Source organism: Glaciimonas sp. OK215, assembly GCF_057787885.1.
Genome location: NZ_CM173544.1, coordinates 758,476 through 774,250, shown reverse-complemented (window position 1 = coordinate 774,250; position 15,775 = coordinate 758,476). Strand labels below are relative to the sequence as shown.

Annotated in this window: 16 protein-coding genes and 1 pseudogene; 6 read left to right on the top strand and 11 right to left on the bottom strand. The window is 54.0% G+C overall.

The genetic code is table 11. The features are described 5' to 3' along the window. Window positions 1-13: 13 nt before the first annotated feature. From AC3CHX_RS03520 to AC3CHX_RS03495, 6 genes are all read right to left on the bottom strand, one after another. Window positions 14-658, bottom strand: coding sequence for a phosphatidylserine decarboxylase (locus tag AC3CHX_RS03520; protein WP_488644715.1), 645 nt, complete (start codon window positions 656-658; stop codon window positions 14-16). A gap of 143 nt (window positions 659-801) precedes the next feature. Beyond that, a complete protein-coding gene (locus AC3CHX_RS03515) occupies window positions 802-987 on the bottom strand; it encodes a hypothetical protein (RefSeq protein WP_488642719.1) in 186 nt (61 codons plus the stop codon). Further along, on the bottom strand, window positions 984-1,742 hold the full coding sequence (locus tag AC3CHX_RS03510; RefSeq protein ID WP_488642718.1) for an SIMPL domain-containing protein: 759 nt from the start codon (window positions 1,740-1,742) through the stop codon (window positions 984-986). Before AC3CHX_RS03510 ends, AC3CHX_RS03515 begins: the two co-directional genes overlap by 4 nt. Window positions 1,743-2,168: 426 nt before the next feature. Beyond that, window positions 2,169-3,185 (bottom strand): ketol-acid reductoisomerase, encoded by a 1,017-nt coding sequence (ilvC, locus tag AC3CHX_RS03505; RefSeq protein WP_488642717.1) that lies wholly within the window; start codon window positions 3,183-3,185, stop codon window positions 2,169-2,171. Between the two features lie 113 nt (window positions 3,186-3,298). Continuing rightward, entirely contained in the window at window positions 3,299-3,790 is a 492-nt protein-coding gene (gene ilvN / locus AC3CHX_RS03500) for an acetolactate synthase small subunit (protein WP_488642716.1), read from the bottom strand. Next, window positions 3,790-5,517 carry an acetolactate synthase 3 catalytic subunit gene (locus AC3CHX_RS03495; RefSeq protein ID WP_488642715.1) on the bottom strand — a complete coding sequence of 576 codons (1,728 nt, stop codon included), beginning with the start codon at window positions 5,515-5,517 and terminating at the stop codon, window positions 3,790-3,792. Before AC3CHX_RS03495 ends, ilvN begins: the two co-directional genes overlap by 1 nt. 659 nt (window positions 5,518-6,176) lie before the next feature. On the opposite strand from AC3CHX_RS03495, the gene AC3CHX_RS03490 reads away from it, so the two are divergent. From AC3CHX_RS03490 to AC3CHX_RS03475, 4 genes are all read left to right on the top strand, one after another. Continuing rightward, entirely contained in the window at window positions 6,177-6,746 is a 570-nt protein-coding gene (locus AC3CHX_RS03490; protein WP_488642714.1) for an RNA polymerase sigma factor, read from the top strand. Further along, entirely contained in the window at window positions 6,743-7,147 is a 405-nt protein-coding gene (locus AC3CHX_RS03485; protein WP_488642713.1) for a DUF3619 family protein, read from the top strand. The genes AC3CHX_RS03490 and AC3CHX_RS03485 overlap by 4 nt, the downstream gene beginning before the upstream one ends. A gap of 41 nt (window positions 7,148-7,188) precedes the next feature. Next, window positions 7,189-7,851: a DUF3106 domain-containing protein gene (locus AC3CHX_RS03480; RefSeq protein ID WP_488642712.1), complete on the top strand. Its 663-nt coding sequence runs from the start codon at window positions 7,189-7,191 to the stop codon at window positions 7,849-7,851. A gap of 109 nt (window positions 7,852-7,960) precedes the next feature. Further along, entirely contained in the window at window positions 7,961-8,518 is a 558-nt protein-coding gene (locus AC3CHX_RS03475; RefSeq protein ID WP_488642711.1) for an RDD family protein, read from the top strand. A 103-nt stretch (window positions 8,519-8,621) separates the two neighbouring features. Here AC3CHX_RS03475 and AC3CHX_RS03470 read toward each other — a convergent pair whose 3' ends face one another. Further along, window positions 8,622-9,473, bottom strand: a complete 852-nt coding sequence (locus AC3CHX_RS03470) for a ferritin-like domain-containing protein (protein WP_488642710.1) — start codon at window positions 9,471-9,473, stop codon at window positions 8,622-8,624. 143 nt (window positions 9,474-9,616) lie between these two features. On the opposite strand from AC3CHX_RS03470, the gene AC3CHX_RS03465 reads away from it, so the two are divergent. Beyond that, complete coding sequence (locus tag AC3CHX_RS03465; RefSeq protein WP_488642709.1) at window positions 9,617-10,141, top strand: gamma carbonic anhydrase family protein; 525 nt, start codon at window positions 9,617-9,619, stop codon at window positions 10,139-10,141. A gap of 35 nt (window positions 10,142-10,176) precedes the next feature. Continuing rightward, window positions 10,177-11,112 (top strand): Hsp33 family molecular chaperone HslO, encoded by a 936-nt coding sequence (hslO, locus tag AC3CHX_RS03460; protein WP_488644714.1) that lies wholly within the window; start codon window positions 10,177-10,179, stop codon window positions 11,110-11,112. A gap of 212 nt (window positions 11,113-11,324) precedes the next feature. On the opposite strand, the pseudogene ftsB reads toward hslO, so the two are convergent. From ftsB to pyrG, 4 genes and pseudogenes are all read right to left on the bottom strand, one after another. Then, window positions 11,325-11,597 (bottom strand): annotated as a pseudogene (gene ftsB / locus AC3CHX_RS03455) (cell division protein FtsB); the annotation flags it as partial. A gap of 89 nt (window positions 11,598-11,686) precedes the next feature. Then, window positions 11,687-12,970, bottom strand: coding sequence for a phosphopyruvate hydratase (eno, locus tag AC3CHX_RS03450; RefSeq protein WP_488642708.1), 1,284 nt, complete (start codon window positions 12,968-12,970; stop codon window positions 11,687-11,689). 124 nt (window positions 12,971-13,094) lie between these two features. Beyond that, window positions 13,095-13,949: a 3-deoxy-8-phosphooctulonate synthase gene (gene kdsA, locus AC3CHX_RS03445; RefSeq protein ID WP_488642707.1), complete on the bottom strand. Its 855-nt coding sequence runs from the start codon at window positions 13,947-13,949 to the stop codon at window positions 13,095-13,097. 9 nt (window positions 13,950-13,958) lie between these two features. After that, window positions 13,959-15,617 carry a CTP synthase gene (gene pyrG / locus AC3CHX_RS03440; RefSeq protein ID WP_488642706.1) on the bottom strand — a complete coding sequence of 553 codons (1,659 nt, stop codon included), beginning with the start codon at window positions 15,615-15,617 and terminating at the stop codon, window positions 13,959-13,961. Between the last annotated feature and the right edge of the window lie 158 nt (window positions 15,618-15,775).

Here is a 15,775-nt window from a genome sequence, read left to right as displayed (position 1 = left end):
CAAAAAACAAAACTTAAAATTCGGCCAAAATCGTTTCCGTCGCCGACACCTTGTCGCCGACAGAAACCTTCGGTGTTGCTGTCAATGGCAGATACACATCAACCCGCGAGCCGAAACGAATAAAGCCATACCGTTGCCCGCGCGCCAGTATATCAGCGACCTTGACGTAGCAAAGAATACGACGGGCAATCAGGCCCGCAACCTGCACACACGTCACGGTTTGGCCGTTTGCCGCGGTAATCACCAGTGCGTTGCGCTCGTTTTCAATCGATGCCTTGTCCAGATCGGCGTTCACGAACTTGCCTGGAAAGTATTGCACCGTTTCGATCTTGCCATCAACCGGGGCACGATTCGAGTGCACGTTGAAGACGTTCATGAAGACGCTGATTTTCAGTGCTTCGCGGTTAGCGTAAGGGTCATGGGCTTTTTCAACGACGACAATGCGGCCGTCGGCGGGCGAAATCACCGCGCCGGGGCTTTGCGGAATAACCCGCGGCGGATCACGGAAAAATTGCAATACGAACAAGGCAATGATCCAGAAGGGAAGCGACCAGCCAACCGACACAAAGGTGACCAGCAACGCCACGGCAAACGCAATTGCCAGAAACGGCCAACCTTCACGGGCGATAATAGGATGTGGATAATTATTCAACTGCACTCCGGATTGTCTTAAAGAATGATGGAAACTTGATAGCGTGGCTATTCTAGTCGAGCAAGCAGTAAATGTAACCTTTTGCGTAGCAATCGGTACGTAATTAGAGCGCAGCCTGCAATAACCGGCCGCCGGCAATTCCGCAGCCGTTACTTTTGCTGATCGTCAGCGGCTTTCATCCGATCCTGCAATTGCTGCTGCAACTGCCCGTCCAGCGCCTTCGCCTGATCCAGCGCCTGGTGCTGCGATTTTAAAATATCCGGCGGCGGCGCTTGCGCCGGTTTGCAAGCAGCCAGCACCAGTCCGGCTGACAACATCAGCGCCAACCTTTTCATTTGAACCGCACCTTGCCGACCACGCGCATGCTCAACGTTGTTTCACCTGGCTCGAAGCTTGGCTCTTCAACCTGTGCGGCATCATTCATCGCCGCCGCACGCAGCATTGCGCCTTTCGGCATTGCAGCTTCCGCAGCATAGTTACCGGAACCTTCAAAATCGACCGTATCCAGTACCGCATCCGCTTCGCTACGTCCCATGGCACGCGCAATCGAAGCGATGCGTTCAGTCAGGTTCTGATAGGTAGCAGCGATGCGCCGCTCATCCAGTTTTTTGCTGGTGGCGTCGCTCAGGCTGAAATACAGGCCATTCAGGCCCAATACGCTTTGAACCGACGCCACGGTCTTGGGCAGGCTGTTCAGATTGGTCGTGGTGGCATCCAGGTACTGGCCAACCCGCCAGCCAGTCGGCTGACGCAACTTGTTGGCATTCGCACGCGATTGCGGCTGATCCTCCGGGTAGACCGGGTAAGTGTAATAACCACGGGTCTGCAAGATCGCCTGCGGATCCTGTCGTTTCAGAAGTTCGGTTCCCTGCTTCATCTTCAGATTCACGCGTGAGGCCGCTGCGGCCTTGTCTTTATCCTGCTCTTCTATGGCGAAGGTAATGCGTACCTGATCGTTGACATGCTTGACTTCGCCGTAAGCGGGTACGACCACCAAAGTGCCGGCGGTCGGAACCCTGGTTTGCGCATGGACACCGAAACTGGCTAGCGCCAGGATCGATGAGACCATCAGATTACGGGATCGTGACATAGGAAATCTCCAAAAAAGAGAGGCGTTACGCACGCCCCCAACCGGGTTTGCAACAAGAAGGATTACAGATCCAAGCTTCGATGATGTTACGGTTGTTTAGTTCTCAATTGTAACTAGAACATGCATCGATTTTAGCGATTGCACTCCTGCGGCGTACCAATTCACAACGCCATTCGACAAAGGCAAATATCAAACCTCACTCAGCGCGGCTTTATAGAGCAAAAAAGGGACGCTAATGCGTCCCTTTTTTAACATAACAAGCGTTCGAATCAGTTCTTCGTTTGGTCAACCATCTTGTTCTTCTTGATCCATGGCACGCGAAACCGATAAAAAAGCTGTGCCTGCGCACAGCTTTCGGTTGAGCGCTGGGATCGCTTGCCAGCGATTCCAGCATGATGCCCGGACGTCGAAATAACTAAGCTCTAATTAGTTCTTCGTTTGGTCAACCATCTTGTTCTTCTTGATCCATGGCATCATCCCACGCAGTTGCTCACCAACTTGCTCGATCTGGTGTTCTGCATTCAAACGACGACGGGAGATCAACGTTGGTGCGCCGGCTTTGTTTTCCAGGATGAAGCTCTTCGCGTACTCACCAGTCTGGATGTCTTTCAGTACGGCGCGCATCGCATTCTTGGTGTCTTCAGTCACGATACGTGGGCCTGTAACATACTCGCCGTATTCTGCGTTGTTCGAGATCGAGTAATTCATGTTGGCGATACCGCCTTCATAAATCAGATCAACGATCAGTTTCAGTTCGTGCAAGCACTCGAAGTAGGCCATTTCCGGCGCATAACCAGCTTCGACCAATGTTTCGAAACCGGCCTTGATCAGTTCAACTGCACCACCGCACAGAACGGCTTGTTCGCCGAACAGGTCAGTTTCAGTTTCTTCGCGGAAGTTGGTTTCGATGATACCGGCACGGCCGCCGCCATTCGCGGTTGCGTACGACAGAGCGATGTCACGGGCAGTGCCGGACTTGTCCTGGTACACAGCGATCAGGTGAGGCACGCCGCCACCTTGAGTGTAAGTTGCACGGACAGTGTGGCCTGGCGCTTTTGGCGCGATCATGATGACGTCCAGGTCGGCACGAGGCGTTACCTGACCGTAGTGAACGTTGAAACCGTGCGCAAACGCCAGTGTCGCGCCCTGCTTGGCGTGTGGCGCAACGTTTTCTGCATAAACCTGGGCGATGTTTTCGTCCGGCAGCAAAATCATGATGACGTCAGCTGCCTTGACTGCGTCGTTGACTTCAGCAACGTTCAGGCCGGCGTTGACCGCTTTGTCCCACGAAGCGCCGCCCTTGCGCAGACCGACGGTCACTTTGACGCCGGAGTCATTCAGGTTTTGCGCGTGCGCGTGGCCTTGTGAACCGTAACCGATGATAGTGACGTTTTTGCCTTTGATCAGGGACAGGTCGCTGTCTTTGTCGTAGAAAACTTTCATTTTTAATCCTATATATAAAATAATTGATAGAGAACCGTTCAGATGACCTAAAGCGGCTCGATAAATTCAGTCGGCTAAAAATTCAGCCGGAAACACAGCTTGCCAGCCTTGTCTTATGCCTTCAGGATACGTTCGCCGCGGCCAATACCGGAACCGCCGGTACGGACAGTTTCCAGAATTGAAACGCGGTCTATTGAATCAATAAAGGCATCCAGCTTACTCTTGTTGCCCGTCAATTCGATGGTGTAAGTCTTGTCGGTGACATCGATGATGCGACCGCGGAAAATATCCGCAGTGCGTTTCATTTCTTCACGCTCCTTACCGACCGCACGCACCTTGATCAGCATCAGTTCACGTTCGATATGCGCGCCTTCGGTCAGGTCGACCACTTTGACGACTTCAATCAGACGATTCAGATGCTTGGTGATCTGTTCGATCACGTCATCCGAACCTCTCGTCACGATGGTCATCCGTGACAAGGTCGCATCTTCGGTCGGTGCGACCGTCAATGTTTCGATGTTATAGCCGCGCGCAGAGAACAAACCCACTACCCGCGACAGCGCGCCTGCTTCGTTTTCCAGTAGTACAGAAATTATATGTTGCATTACAGATCCTCCGAACCCAACAGCATTTCAGTCAAGCCTTTACCCGACTTCACCATCGGCCAGACATTCTCGGTTTGATCAGTAATGAAATTCATGAATACCAGACGATCTTTCATGCCGAATGCTTCTTTCAGCGCGCCGTCGATATCCGCCGGATTTTCGATCTTCATGCCGACGTGACCGTACGACTCAACCAGTTTGGTGAAGTCCGGGAGCGAATCCATGTATGACTCGGAATAACGCGAACCGTAATCGATCTGCTGCCATTGACGAACCATGCCGAGGAAGCGATTGTTCAGCAGAATGATCTTCGGGGTCAGATGATATTGTTTGCAGGTCGCCAGTTCCTGGATACACATCTGAATCGATGCTTCGCCGGTGATACAAGCCACGGTCGCACCGGGATTGGCCATCTGCACGCCCATCGCGTACGGCAAGCCGACGCCCATGGTGCCCAGGCCACCGGAATTGATCCAGCGCCGCGGCTTATCGAAACCGTAATATTGGGCTGCCCACATTTGATGCTGGCCAACGTCGGACGTAATGAACGCGTCGCCGCCGGTAATCTGCCAGACTTTTTCCACCACTGCTTGCGGCTTGATGACTTCCGACGAATCGGTAAATTTCAGGCACTCGCGCGCACGCCATTGGTCGATCTGCTTCCACCAGGCGGCCAACGCAAGCGCGTTTGGCCTGGTTTCGGCAGCGTCCAGTTGTGCCAGCAATTCCTGCAGCACGTCCTTGACGTTGCCGACGATAGGAATATCGACCTTAACGCGTTTGGAGATCGACGACGGATCGATATCGATATGAATAATCTTGCGCAAATTGCTGGCAAAATGCTTGGGATTGCCAATCACGCGGTCGTCGAAACGCGCGCCAATCGCAATCAGCACATCGCAATTCTGCATCGCCATGTTGGCTTCGTAGGTGCCGTGCATGCCTGGCATGCCGACGAACTTGTCGCTCGACGACTTATAGCCGCCCAGCCCCATCAGGGTATTGGTGCAAGGGTAGGCAAGACGATCCACCAGCCGGTTCAGCTCAGGCGATGCATTCGCCAGAATCACGCCGCCGCCGGTATAAATCATCGGACGTTCGGCGCTCAGCAACAGCTGCAATGCCTTGCGGATCTGTCCGGAATGACCTTTATCGACCGGCTTGTACGACCGCATCTCGACCTCTTTCGGGTACGAGTAGACGTGGCGGTGCATGGTGATGTCTTTAGGAATATCGATCAGCACCGGACCGGGACGGCCGGTGGTGGCGATATAGAATGCCTTTTTGACCGTTTCGGCCAGATCCTTGACATCCTTGACAAGGAAATTGTGCTTCACGCACGGACGCGTGATACCAACGGTATCGCACTCCTGGAATGCGTCTTCACCAATCGCGTAAGACGGCACCTGGCCTGAAATCACCACCATCGGGATCGAGTCCATGTAGGCCGTGGCCAAACCTGTGACCGCATTGGTTACGCCCGGGCCGGAAGTAACAATCGCTACGCCAACTTTGTTTGAACTGCGCGAATAGGCATCGGCCGCGTGTATCGCAGCTTGCTCGTGACGAACCAGGATGTGCTGGAATTTTTCTTGCTGGAAGATGGCGTCATAGATATACAACACCGAACCACCGGGATAACCGAAAACGTGTTCGACTCCCTCTTCCGCCAGACAGCGCACCAGAATTTCTGCGCCGGAGACGGGTAAATTTGTATCTTGACTCATTGTTACTATGTCCTTTCAAGGTCCATTGGAAATTGATCGGATGCTCTCTCCTGACGACAACGGTGGCTTGCAACGCGGATTTTTGGCATTCCTTTATTGTGCGTTCACGTCATTTCGTTGCGTACCCGTAGATACGGTTCAAAATGCCGCTGTGCGCGACTCGTTCAGCCAATCACCTCGAAGCACCACGCGTTTTCTCGCGCTTGTGGCACGGGTTAGAGCAAACAGCTTTCAAATATGAAGCGCGTCTTGCCGCTGCTCAGCGTCTTGCACTGCCAGCGAGAAGACCATGGGTACACTTCAGGATGCTGAAGTGGAGTGATACCATAATGCGTACTTTCATTTAGGTCAAGCCAAATTCATGCAAATTCGTTTGAAATCGACCTCATTTGAACAAAATTTCGTATAAACAACCCACAAGCACTGTCTTTTTTGCTAGCATTCGGGCAGCCTGAAAAGCCTTCCTTATAACGATCCAACGTCACATTACAAGATAGTTTTGTTAGCTAAGTTAAAGCTAAGTCAACTAACGTACCCTGAATGCTTCCGTCCCGTTATAAGTTGGTTGCTGTCGCCGTTCACTTCGGGCAGCGGCGCAACAGGACTCTGAACAACTTTCCTCACTAGCTGGTAGCGAATGACACAACGCGCCACAACGCATGGCAACCGATAAAGAACTTTCAGATTTTCTTGAGAACGTAGAGCGGCGCGCCTTCAAGCAAGCGGTTTACGCCGTCCGCAAGGACGAGTCAGCGCTGGACATCGTCCAGGACGCGATGATCAAACTGGCGGAAAAATATGGTGACAAACCAGCCGCCGAACTACCGATGCTGTTTCAGCGCATATTGCAAAACACCATCCTCGACTATTTCCGCAGAGAAAAAGTACGCAATACCTGGGTCAGCCTGTTTTCCAGCATTGGTCACGACAAGACCAGCGACGAAGATTATGATGTCCTTGAAACCTACGAGTCGGAGGAAGGTTCACAGGCAGCCGAGTCCAGCTCATCCAAGCTGGAACGGGAACAAGTCCTCGATTTAATCGACCAGGAGGTACAAAAGCTGCCCGCTCGTCAACGAGAAGCGTTCCTGATGCGTTATTGGGAGGACATGGATGTTGCCGAGACTGCCGCCGCAATGGGCTGCTCCGAAGGCAGTGTAAAAACACACTGCTCTCGCGCAACACACGCTCTGGCGCAGGCCCTCCGGGCCAAAGGAATAAGTTTATGAATAGCAAAGAAATTAATTTCGCGTACAAAGTACGCCACGCGCTTAACGAACGCATTGACGACCTGCCGCCAGCCACCGTTGATCGGCTGGCCGCTGCGCGTCAAATGGCCTTATCCCGCAAGAAAAAAGATGCGCCGTTGCCTGTGGTGGTACCTCAAAGCGTACCGGCCGGACCAGCCGGCAGTTTCTTCCAGCAACCGTTTTCCTGGCTGACACGGCTTGGCGTTGCCGCACCTATTCTGGCTGGAGTAGTGCTGTTTTTCGGCTTGTATCAGTACGAACAGCAACATCGCATCACCGAAATCGCGGCGCTTGACGCCGCCGTACTAGCGGATGAAGTCCCGCCGTCGGCCTATCTGGATAGTGGTTTTGACGCCTATCTTTCCAAGCGCGACGAATAAGAATGGCGCTGACACCAACTTCAAAAAAAAATGCTGGACGAATGACGGACACCGCGCGCTCACATCGCGACACCTCAACGCGTCGCTGGTATAAATCGCGCAATCTTGGGTGGGGCCTGTTATTCATATTGGCATTGTTAATCGTCCCAGCTTCAATACTCGTAGGCAACTCGCATGCGGCCGGCGTCGACAGCGCCAGCAGCGCAACCGGCGAATTGGCGGTCAAGCCAAAGTCAGCCAGTCCGGCCAAAACCAGTAAAGTTGACGATAGCAAAATCGACTGGGACGACTTGACTGTGGCGCAACGGCAAACGCTGGCCCCGCTGGCGTCGGGCTGGGACAAATTAAAACCATCGGCCAGGAAAAAGTGGATTGAGATCAGCAAGCGCTACGCCAGCATGACCCCGACTGAACAAGCGCGGGTCCAAGAGCGAATGCATGACTGGGTCAACCTGACGCCGGAACAACGCCGTCTGGTGCGTGAAAACTACGCCCGCAACAGAAAACTCGATACCGAGCAAAGAGCAAAACGCTGGTTACAATACCAACAATTGCCGGAAGAGGAAAAAAAGAAACTGGCAGCCGAGGCAGCCGCCGCGGCCGGCAACCGCAAGCACGTCACCACGCAAGTACCGGCCACGCCAGCCAAAAACAAACCTGCGAAGCCGATTCAGTTGACTCCGCAACCTGTACCGCCGCATTGACCGACTAGCCATTAAGCCAGTCAATAAATCTGCGCTTAAATCTGGCAGTCGGCCGACGCTGATACCTGACTGCATCCATTACGCCACACATCACGAAACAATCGCACCCTTGAATTCTCCAGTACCGTCTAACGGCACAATCGCCTCCGCCACCACTGCTGCGCCGTCCCTGAAACGTCGTTTCGGCAGCATGATGTACGAGGCCATGCTGCTGTTTGGCATCCTGTTCATCTCTGGCTGGATCTTCTCCACGTTACTGCAGCAACGCAACGCGTTATACCTGCGACATGGGCAACAAGCATGGCTATTCATCGTCATGACAGCGTATTTTGTCTGGCTCTGGAGCCATGGCGGCCAGACACTGGCGATGAAGACCTGGCATCTTCAGTTAGTCAATAAGGATGGCAGCGCGCTTAAAGCAAAAAAAGCATTCCTGCGTTATCTGCTGGCCTGGCTATGGTTTCTGCCTGGCTTGGCGCTGGCCTGGGCTTTAGGCGCACACACGTGGATGCTGGTGTTAATTCCGACGGTAAATGTTGTCTTGTGGTCGCTGACCATCTACCTTGATCCGCAACGTCAGTTTTTGCATGACCGGCTGGCTGGCACCAAGTTGATGGATATGGCAGAGATTGTGAAGCCCGCAGGGAAACGACGCTGGTATCACTGATACTAACAAGCCGGGCCGAGCACCCACCCGGTCATGTCGATTGATGGAAGCAATGGTTAGCGGACAGGATTCCTTGCCGCGATCGGAACGGCTGCAAAATCTTTCACAACTGCTCAACCAGTTGCAACGCCGTCAACTCCTCCTCGGAAAACCCTGCTGCGCGACGTGCTGCAAGATTAAAAGGCCCGCGTAACACGGGTGCCTTGAATTCCACCACCAGGCTGGCAAAAGTGGCAATTGGCTCCAGCCGGCGTGCGTTGCATAACCAGTTGTACCAGCGATTTCCTATCGCCACATGACCGACCTCCTCGCGCAAAATGATGTCGAGAATCTGCGCTGCAGCCAAGTCTCCGGCTTGCGCAATTTTCGCCCGCACCGCCGGTGTTGCATCCAGTCCACGCGCTTCCAGCGTGCGCGGTACCAGCGCCATGCGCGCCAGGATGTCATGCTGCGTTTTTCCGGCCATTTCCCACATGCTGTTATGCGCGGGGAAATCCCCGTACGCAAAGCCTAATGTCTGTAAATGCCGCGACAGCATGTCAAAATGCTGCGCCTCCTCCGTCGCCACGCTCAACCAATCGGTGTAATAGTCGCCAGGCATATCGGCAAAGCGGCAAATCGCATCCAACGCCAGATTGATGGCGTTGAATTCGATATGCGCGAGAGCGTGCACCAGCGCCGCGCGCCCTTCCCCGGTACGCATCGACCGGTGCTTCAGGCTCTTTGGCGACACCAGTTCGGGCCGCAGCGGGCGACCAGGAATGGCATTCGCATGTGCAGCACCGATCGGTGTCGCAGCGGTATCAAGCGCAAGTGCTCCGCGCTTGAAATCAGCGGCCAAATTCGCCACTCCTGCAACCTTGGCTGCAGCATCGCACGTCAGCAGATGATGCAAGGCAGCGGCGCGCAACCCGGTCGCTGGAACAACAAAAACGGGATCAGGCAAACTCTTCATGCTGGCAGCGGTAAAATGACGACCTTAATTAGTAAATTGCGTCAGAATTCAGCCAGAAACGGACGCAACGATTGCATAGGTAATCCGGCTATCAGTCCTGCAACAGGCTCAATCACAAACAAGCGCACATTCTACGGAAATTTATGACTATCTACCAACTTGGCGAACATACCCCCGACATTGACCCATCAGCCTACATCGCAGATAGCGCGACGCTGATCGGCAAGGTTAAAGTCGAAGCCAACGCCAGCATCTGGTTTGGCGTTACCATTCGCGGCGATAACGAATTGATCACAATCGGTCATGCCAGCAACGTTCAGGAAAACGCGGTGTTGCATACCGACCCCGGTTTTCCGCTGACAATTGGCGACAATGTCACAGTTGGTCATCAAGCCATGTTGCACGGCTGCACCATTGGCGACGGCGCCCTGATCGGCATCCAGGCGGTGATACTCAACGGCGCCAAGATCGGCAAGAACAGTCTGGTGGGCGCGGGTGCACTGGTCACCGAAGGCAAGGAATTCCCGGATAACGCCTTGATTATCGGCTCACCGGCCAAAGTTGCACGTATCCTGAGCGAAGAAGAAACCGCCAAGCTCGCAGGCAACGCGCAGCATTATGCGCTGCGCGGCCAGGAATATAAAACCCAACTCAAGAAAATCGGTTAAAAAAAATAATGAATCAGGAAGGCACAAACAACGTGATGGATATAAGTAGCGACAATCTGCAAAAATTCATGATCGAAAACGCTGCGGTACGGGGCGAACTGGTCGAACTTTCCAACACTTGGCGGCAGGTGCTGGCGCGCCGCAACTACCCGATAGCGGTGACGAACCTGCTAGGTGAAATGCTGGCCGCATCAGCTTTGCTCACCGCGAATTTGAAATTCAGCGGCGTGATCGTGATGCAAATCCATGGCGACGGTCCGGTGCGCCTGCTGGTGGTCGAATGCGATTCCAAGTTGCAAATGCGCGCCACCGCGAAACTGGTGCCGGATGCAGTTGTCGAAGACGGCGCCACGCTGACCCAACTGGTCAATGTCAATGGCCATGGGCGCTTCGCCATCACGCTCGATCCGCAAGACAAAATGCCGGGACAACAGCCGTATCAAGGTATCGTGCCGCTCGATGGCGACAATGTTGCGACGGTCATCGAAAACTACATGCTGCGCTCGGAGCAACTCGATACCAAATTGTGGCTGGCGGCGGATGCCAACGTCTCGCGCGGCTTGTTGTTGCAAAAATTGCCAAACCATGGCGGCACCGCCACCCCGGTAGAAGATGAGCTTGAAAGCTGGAATCGTATCGCCATGCTGGGGGCGACATTGCGCTCTCCGGAAATGCTGTCGACCGATATACAGACGCTGTTGCGGCGCCTGTTCTGGGAAGAAACCGTGCGTGTTTTCGAACCGCAGCATCCCAGCTTCGTGTGCAACTGCTCACGCGAAAAAGTAGGCAACATGCTCCAAATGCTGGGGCAGAAAGAGGTCAATGACGCCGTTACGGATTTGGGGAAATTGTCTGTCGACTGCGATTTTTGCGGTCAGCATTACGAGTTCGACAAAGTCGATTGCGCTCACCTGTTCGCAACCAGTGCACCAGTCGAAACACTACTGACAACGGGCAACGTCAAGCATTAATCTTGTACACTGACCTGCTCAACAGCTGACTTGCCGGTTGGCTTATGGGCCTGGCTGGATATCGGCTTCGGTCCCGATTTGGCAGGCTTCGCAGCCGACGTCGTCGCTACCGCTTTCTCGCCTGGTTTGAGCGCCGGCTTGACGGCGACGGCAGCACCGACATTCGCCGACAACTGCTGTGCCTCCTTCAGGGTGGACAGAACCTCGGTGTTGTTCGGGTCCAATATCTGCACAAAAATTTCGTCCTGCTTGATCATGCCCAGTTCTGTACGCGCACGCTCTTCGACCGCGCCGGTACCTTTTTTCAAATCATGCACTTCCGAATCGAGTTTGGCATTGCGGGCTTTCAGCTCGTCGTTTTTTTCATGCGCGGCAACCACCTGCTGATCCATATCCCAGACCCGCAACCAGCCGCCTTTACCCAGCCATAAAGGATACTGGATGACTATCAGCAGAACGGTGAGGCAAATGGCGATAAGACGCATCAACAATCCATATTAATTATGCAAATCCGGCCAGCGATTAGGTTAACTCGCTGGCCGGATTCATGCGTGCATTAAGTATTTATAACGCTTTACTTCAGGTTATAAAAAGCTGCACGGCCTGGATAACTGGCGATATCGCCCAAATCTTCTTCAATACGCAGCAATTGATTGTACTTCGCCATGCGATCCGAACGCGACATCGAGCCGGTCTTGATCTGCAGCGCATTGGTACCAACCGCGATGTCGGCAATGGTCGAATCTTCGGTTTCGCCCGAACGATGCGAAATCACGGCAGTGTAGCCGGCGCGTTTTGCCATTTCAATCGCAGCAAAAGTTTCCGTCAGCGTACCGATCTGGTTGATCTTGATCAGGATCGAGTTGGCGATATCCTTTTCGATGCCTTCACGCAGGATCTTGGTATTGGTGACGAACAGGTCATCACCGACCAGCTGAATCTTCTTGCCGAGTGTTTCGGTCAGCAGCTTCCAGCCATCCCAATCGTTTTCGGCCATGCCGTCTTCGATGCTGATGATAGGGTATTTGTCGCACCACGATGCCAGCAAGCCAGTGAACTGGGCACCGGTCAACGTCATGTTCTCGCCGGCCAGGACGTAGTTACCGTCTTTGTAGAATTCGCTCGCAGCGCAATCAAGGCCCAACGCGATTTGTGTACCTGGCTCGTAACCTGCGGCTTCAATTGCCTGGATGATCAGCTTGATTGCTTCTTCGTGGCTGGAAACCGATGGTGCGAAACCGCCTTCATCGCCAACCGATGTGGCCAAGCCTTTATCGTGCAGGATTTTCTTCAGTGCGTGGAATACTTCAGCACCGTAGCGAATCGCTTCGCGGAAGCTGGGCGCGCCGACCGGGATAATCATGAACTCTTGAATATCGAGGTTGTTGTCGGCGTGCGCACCACCGTTGATGACGTTCATCATCGGCACCGGCATCTGCATCGCGCCGCTGCCGCCGAAATAACGGTAGAGTGGCAAGCCGGCTTCTTCAGCAGCAGCTTTAGCAACCGCCATCGAGACTGCCAGCATCGCATTCGCGCCCAGACGACCCTTGTTTTCAGTGCCGTCGAGATCGATCAGGGTGCGGTCCAGGAACGCTTGTTCGTTGGCATCCAGGCCCATGATCGCTTCGGAAATTTCGGTATTGATATGCTCGCAGGCGGTCAACACGCCCTTGCCGCCGTAACGGCTTTTGTCGCCGTCGCGCAATTCGATTGCCTCACGCGAGCCAGTCGAGGCACCGGATGGTACCGATGCGCGGCCCATCACGCCGGATTCCAGCAGGACGTCGCATTCGACCGTCGGATTACCACGCGAATCAATGATTTCGCGGCCAATGATGTCAACAATTGCACTCATGTATTTCCTCTATCTCCGTAATGATTACGTCTCAATTAATGCCTGGATGCTGCATCGAAACCTACAATGTAAACCAACAAAAAATGCACGCCATCATTTCGCGGTGATGATGTGCATATTAATTTCAAGCGAAATTAATTTCCAGAAATCCATTCTTTTTGACGACCCGATCGAGCTCTATCATGGTCGCCAGCAATTCTTTCATCCGTGACAATGGCACGGCATTCGGACCGTCGGACATCGCTTGCGCCGGATTAGGATGGGTTTCCATGAACACGCCGGAAATCCCCACCGCAATCGCGGCACGCGCCAACACCGGCACGAACTCGCGCTGGCCGCCGGAAGTGCTGCCCTGGCCGCCCGGCAATTGGACCGAGTGCGTAGCGTCAAACACCACCGGACAGCCGGTTTCGCGCATGATCGCCAGCGAGCGCATATCGGATACCAGATTGTTGTAACCGAACGACGCACCCCGTTCGCATGCCATGAAATTATCTTCCGGCAGACCGGCTTCGCGTGCCGCCGCACGGGCTTTGTCGATGACGTTGATCATATCGTGGGGCGCCAAAAATTGGCCTTTCTTGATATTCACCGGCTTGCCGGATTGCGCGCACGCTTTGATGAAGTCGGTTTGACGACACAGAAACGCTGGCGTTTGCAATACATCCACCACTGCGGCGACTGGTTTGATCTCGTCGATTTCATGAATGTCGGTCAACACCGGCACGCCAATTTGCTTCTTCACGTCAGCCAGAATTTCCAGTCCCTTTTCCATGCCGAGGCCGCGGAAAGAGCTGCCCGATGAACGGTTAGCCTTGTCGAATGAAGACTTGTAAATGAAGTTGATGCCGAGCGCGCTGGTCATCTCTTTCAATTGGCCGGCGGTGTCGAGCGCCATCTGGCGCGACTCAATCACACAAGGACCGGCAATCAGGAAAAATGGCTGATCCAGACCGATATCGAAGCCGCAGAGTTTCATGTTCTTTCCTTATACCTTGGGATTGTTGGCAAGTGCTTGCTGATGTGCCAACGCCGCCGAGATGAACGAAATAAACAGCGGATGACCATCGCGCGGAGTCGACTTGAATTCAGGATGGTATTGCACGCCTACGTACCAGGGGTGAGCATGCTCGCCGGTGCGTGGCAATTCCATCACTTCGCACAAATCTTCGGTCGGCGTACGTGCCGACACCACCAGACCGGCCGCTTCGATCCGCTCCAGATAGTGATTGTTGGCTTCGTAGCGGTGGCGGTGACGCTCGGTTACCGTCGGGCCGTAGATTTCGGAAGCCAGGGTACCTGGTTTGATTTCACAAGTTTGCGCACCCAGACGCATGGTGCCGCCCAAATCGGAATTGGCGTTACGCGTCTCGACCTTACCGTCGTGATTCTGCCATTCGTTAATCAGCGCAACCACCGGCTGCTCGGTATGCTCGTCAAATTCGGTCGAATTTGCCAATGTCAGACCGGCAACGTTACGCGCATATTCGAGCAACGCCACTTGCATGCCGAGACAGATGCCAAGGTAAGGTATCTTGTTTTCGCGGGCAAAGCGCGCTGCATTGATCTTGCCTTCCACACCACGCTTGCCGAAGCCGCCCGGCACCAGAATGGCATCGTATTTCAGCAGCGAATTGGCGCCATTGGCTTCAATTTCTTCGGAATCCAGGTATTCGATATTCACGCGAGCGCCGGTATGAATGCCGGCGTGCCGCAATGCTTCGGTCAATGACTTGTAGGATTCGGTCAAATCGACGTATTTGCCGACCATCCCTATCGTCAGTTCATGTTTGGGATTTTCCAGCGCATTCACCAGGTTGGTCCACATCGTCAAATCGGCTGGCTGCGGCGACAAACCGAGCTTTTCGCAGATGATCGCGTCCAGTCCCTGATCGTGCAGCATTTGCGGGATTTTGTAGATGGTGTCGACATCCCACACCGAAATCACTGCATCGCCCTGGACATTTGAGAACAGCGAAATCTTGGCGCGTTCCTCATCGGGAATCGGCCGATCGGCACGGCACAACAGCGCATCCGGCAAAATACCGATTTCGCGCAATTTTTGCACGCTATGCTGAGTTGGCTTGGTTTTCAGTTCGCCCGCCGAGGGCAGGTAAGGCACCAGTGTCAAATGCACAAATGCCGCAGCCTTGCGACCGGCGCGCAGACTCAATTGACGTGCTGCCTCCAGGAACGGCAACGACTCGATATCGCCGACGGTACCGCCGATTTCCACCAGTGCGACGTCAAACCCTTCGGCGCCGCGATAGATGTAATCCTGGATTTCGTTGGTGATATGGGGAATCACTTGCACGGTTTTGCCGAGGTATTCGCCACGACGTTCCTTGCGGATGACCGATTCGTAGACCTGGCCGGTAGTGAAGTTATTCACTTTCTTCATGCGCGTCGTGATAAAACGCTCATAGTGGCCGAGGTCGAGGTCAGTCTCGGCGCCATCGTCGGTCACAAACACTTCACCGTGCTGGAGCGGACTCATGGTGCCTGGATCGACGTTGATGTACGGATCGAGCTTGAGGAGGGTGACTTTTAGGCCGCGCGATTCAAGGATCGCGGCGAGGGAAGCGGCGGCAATCCCTTTACCCAGGGAAGACACGACGCCGCCGGTAACAAATACAAACTTGGTCATTGCGGATGGTGCCAAACGGCACATGCGGGAAATTCGAATTATACCTCAATCGGGCGCAAACCTTCTTGAAAAAAGCGCCTGCCGGTCGACTTGAGGTTCGTCTGAATTTGTCTGTACAGGCCACCTGAAAAGGCTGTTTTCAATCAGGCCAGAGTGGG

Bases quoted from the DNA above. Each gene is read 5' to 3' on its own strand.
- AC3CHX_RS03515 (WP_488642719.1), bottom strand. From the start codon at position 987: ATGAAAAGGTTGGCGCTGATGTTGTCAGCCGGACTGGTGCTGGCTGCT.
- AC3CHX_RS03510 (WP_488642718.1), bottom strand. From the start codon at position 1,742: ATGTCACGATCCCGTAATCTGATGGTCTCATCGATCCTGGCGCTAGCC.
- ilvC (WP_488642717.1), bottom strand. From the start codon at position 3,185: ATGAAAGTTTTCTACGACAAAGACAGCGACCTGTCCCTGATCAAAGGC.
- ilvN (WP_488642716.1), bottom strand. From the start codon at position 3,790: ATGCAACATATAATTTCTGTACTACTGGAAAACGAAGCAGGCGCGCTG.
- AC3CHX_RS03495 (WP_488642715.1), bottom strand. From the start codon at position 5,517: ATGAGTCAAGATACAAATTTACCCGTCTCCGGCGCAGAAATTCTGGTG.
- AC3CHX_RS03490 (WP_488642714.1), top strand. From the start codon at position 6,177: ATGGCAACCGATAAAGAACTTTCAGATTTTCTTGAGAACGTAGAGCGG.
- AC3CHX_RS03485 (WP_488642713.1), top strand. From the start codon at position 6,743: ATGAATAGCAAAGAAATTAATTTCGCGTACAAAGTACGCCACGCGCTT.
- AC3CHX_RS03480 (WP_488642712.1), top strand. From the start codon at position 7,189: ATGACGGACACCGCGCGCTCACATCGCGACACCTCAACGCGTCGCTGG.
- AC3CHX_RS03470 (WP_488642710.1), bottom strand. From the start codon at position 9,473: ATGAAGAGTTTGCCTGATCCCGTTTTTGTTGTTCCAGCGACCGGGTTG.
- AC3CHX_RS03465 (WP_488642709.1), top strand. From the start codon at position 9,617: ATGACTATCTACCAACTTGGCGAACATACCCCCGACATTGACCCATCA.
- hslO (WP_488644714.1), top strand. From the start codon at position 10,177: ATGGATATAAGTAGCGACAATCTGCAAAAATTCATGATCGAAAACGCT.
- eno (WP_488642708.1), bottom strand. From the start codon at position 12,970: ATGAGTGCAATTGTTGACATCATTGGCCGCGAAATCATTGATTCGCGT.
- kdsA (WP_488642707.1), bottom strand. From the start codon at position 13,949: ATGAAACTCTGCGGCTTCGATATCGGTCTGGATCAGCCATTTTTCCTG.
- pyrG (WP_488642706.1), bottom strand. From the start codon at position 15,617: ATGACCAAGTTTGTATTTGTTACCGGCGGCGTCGTGTCTTCCCTGGGT.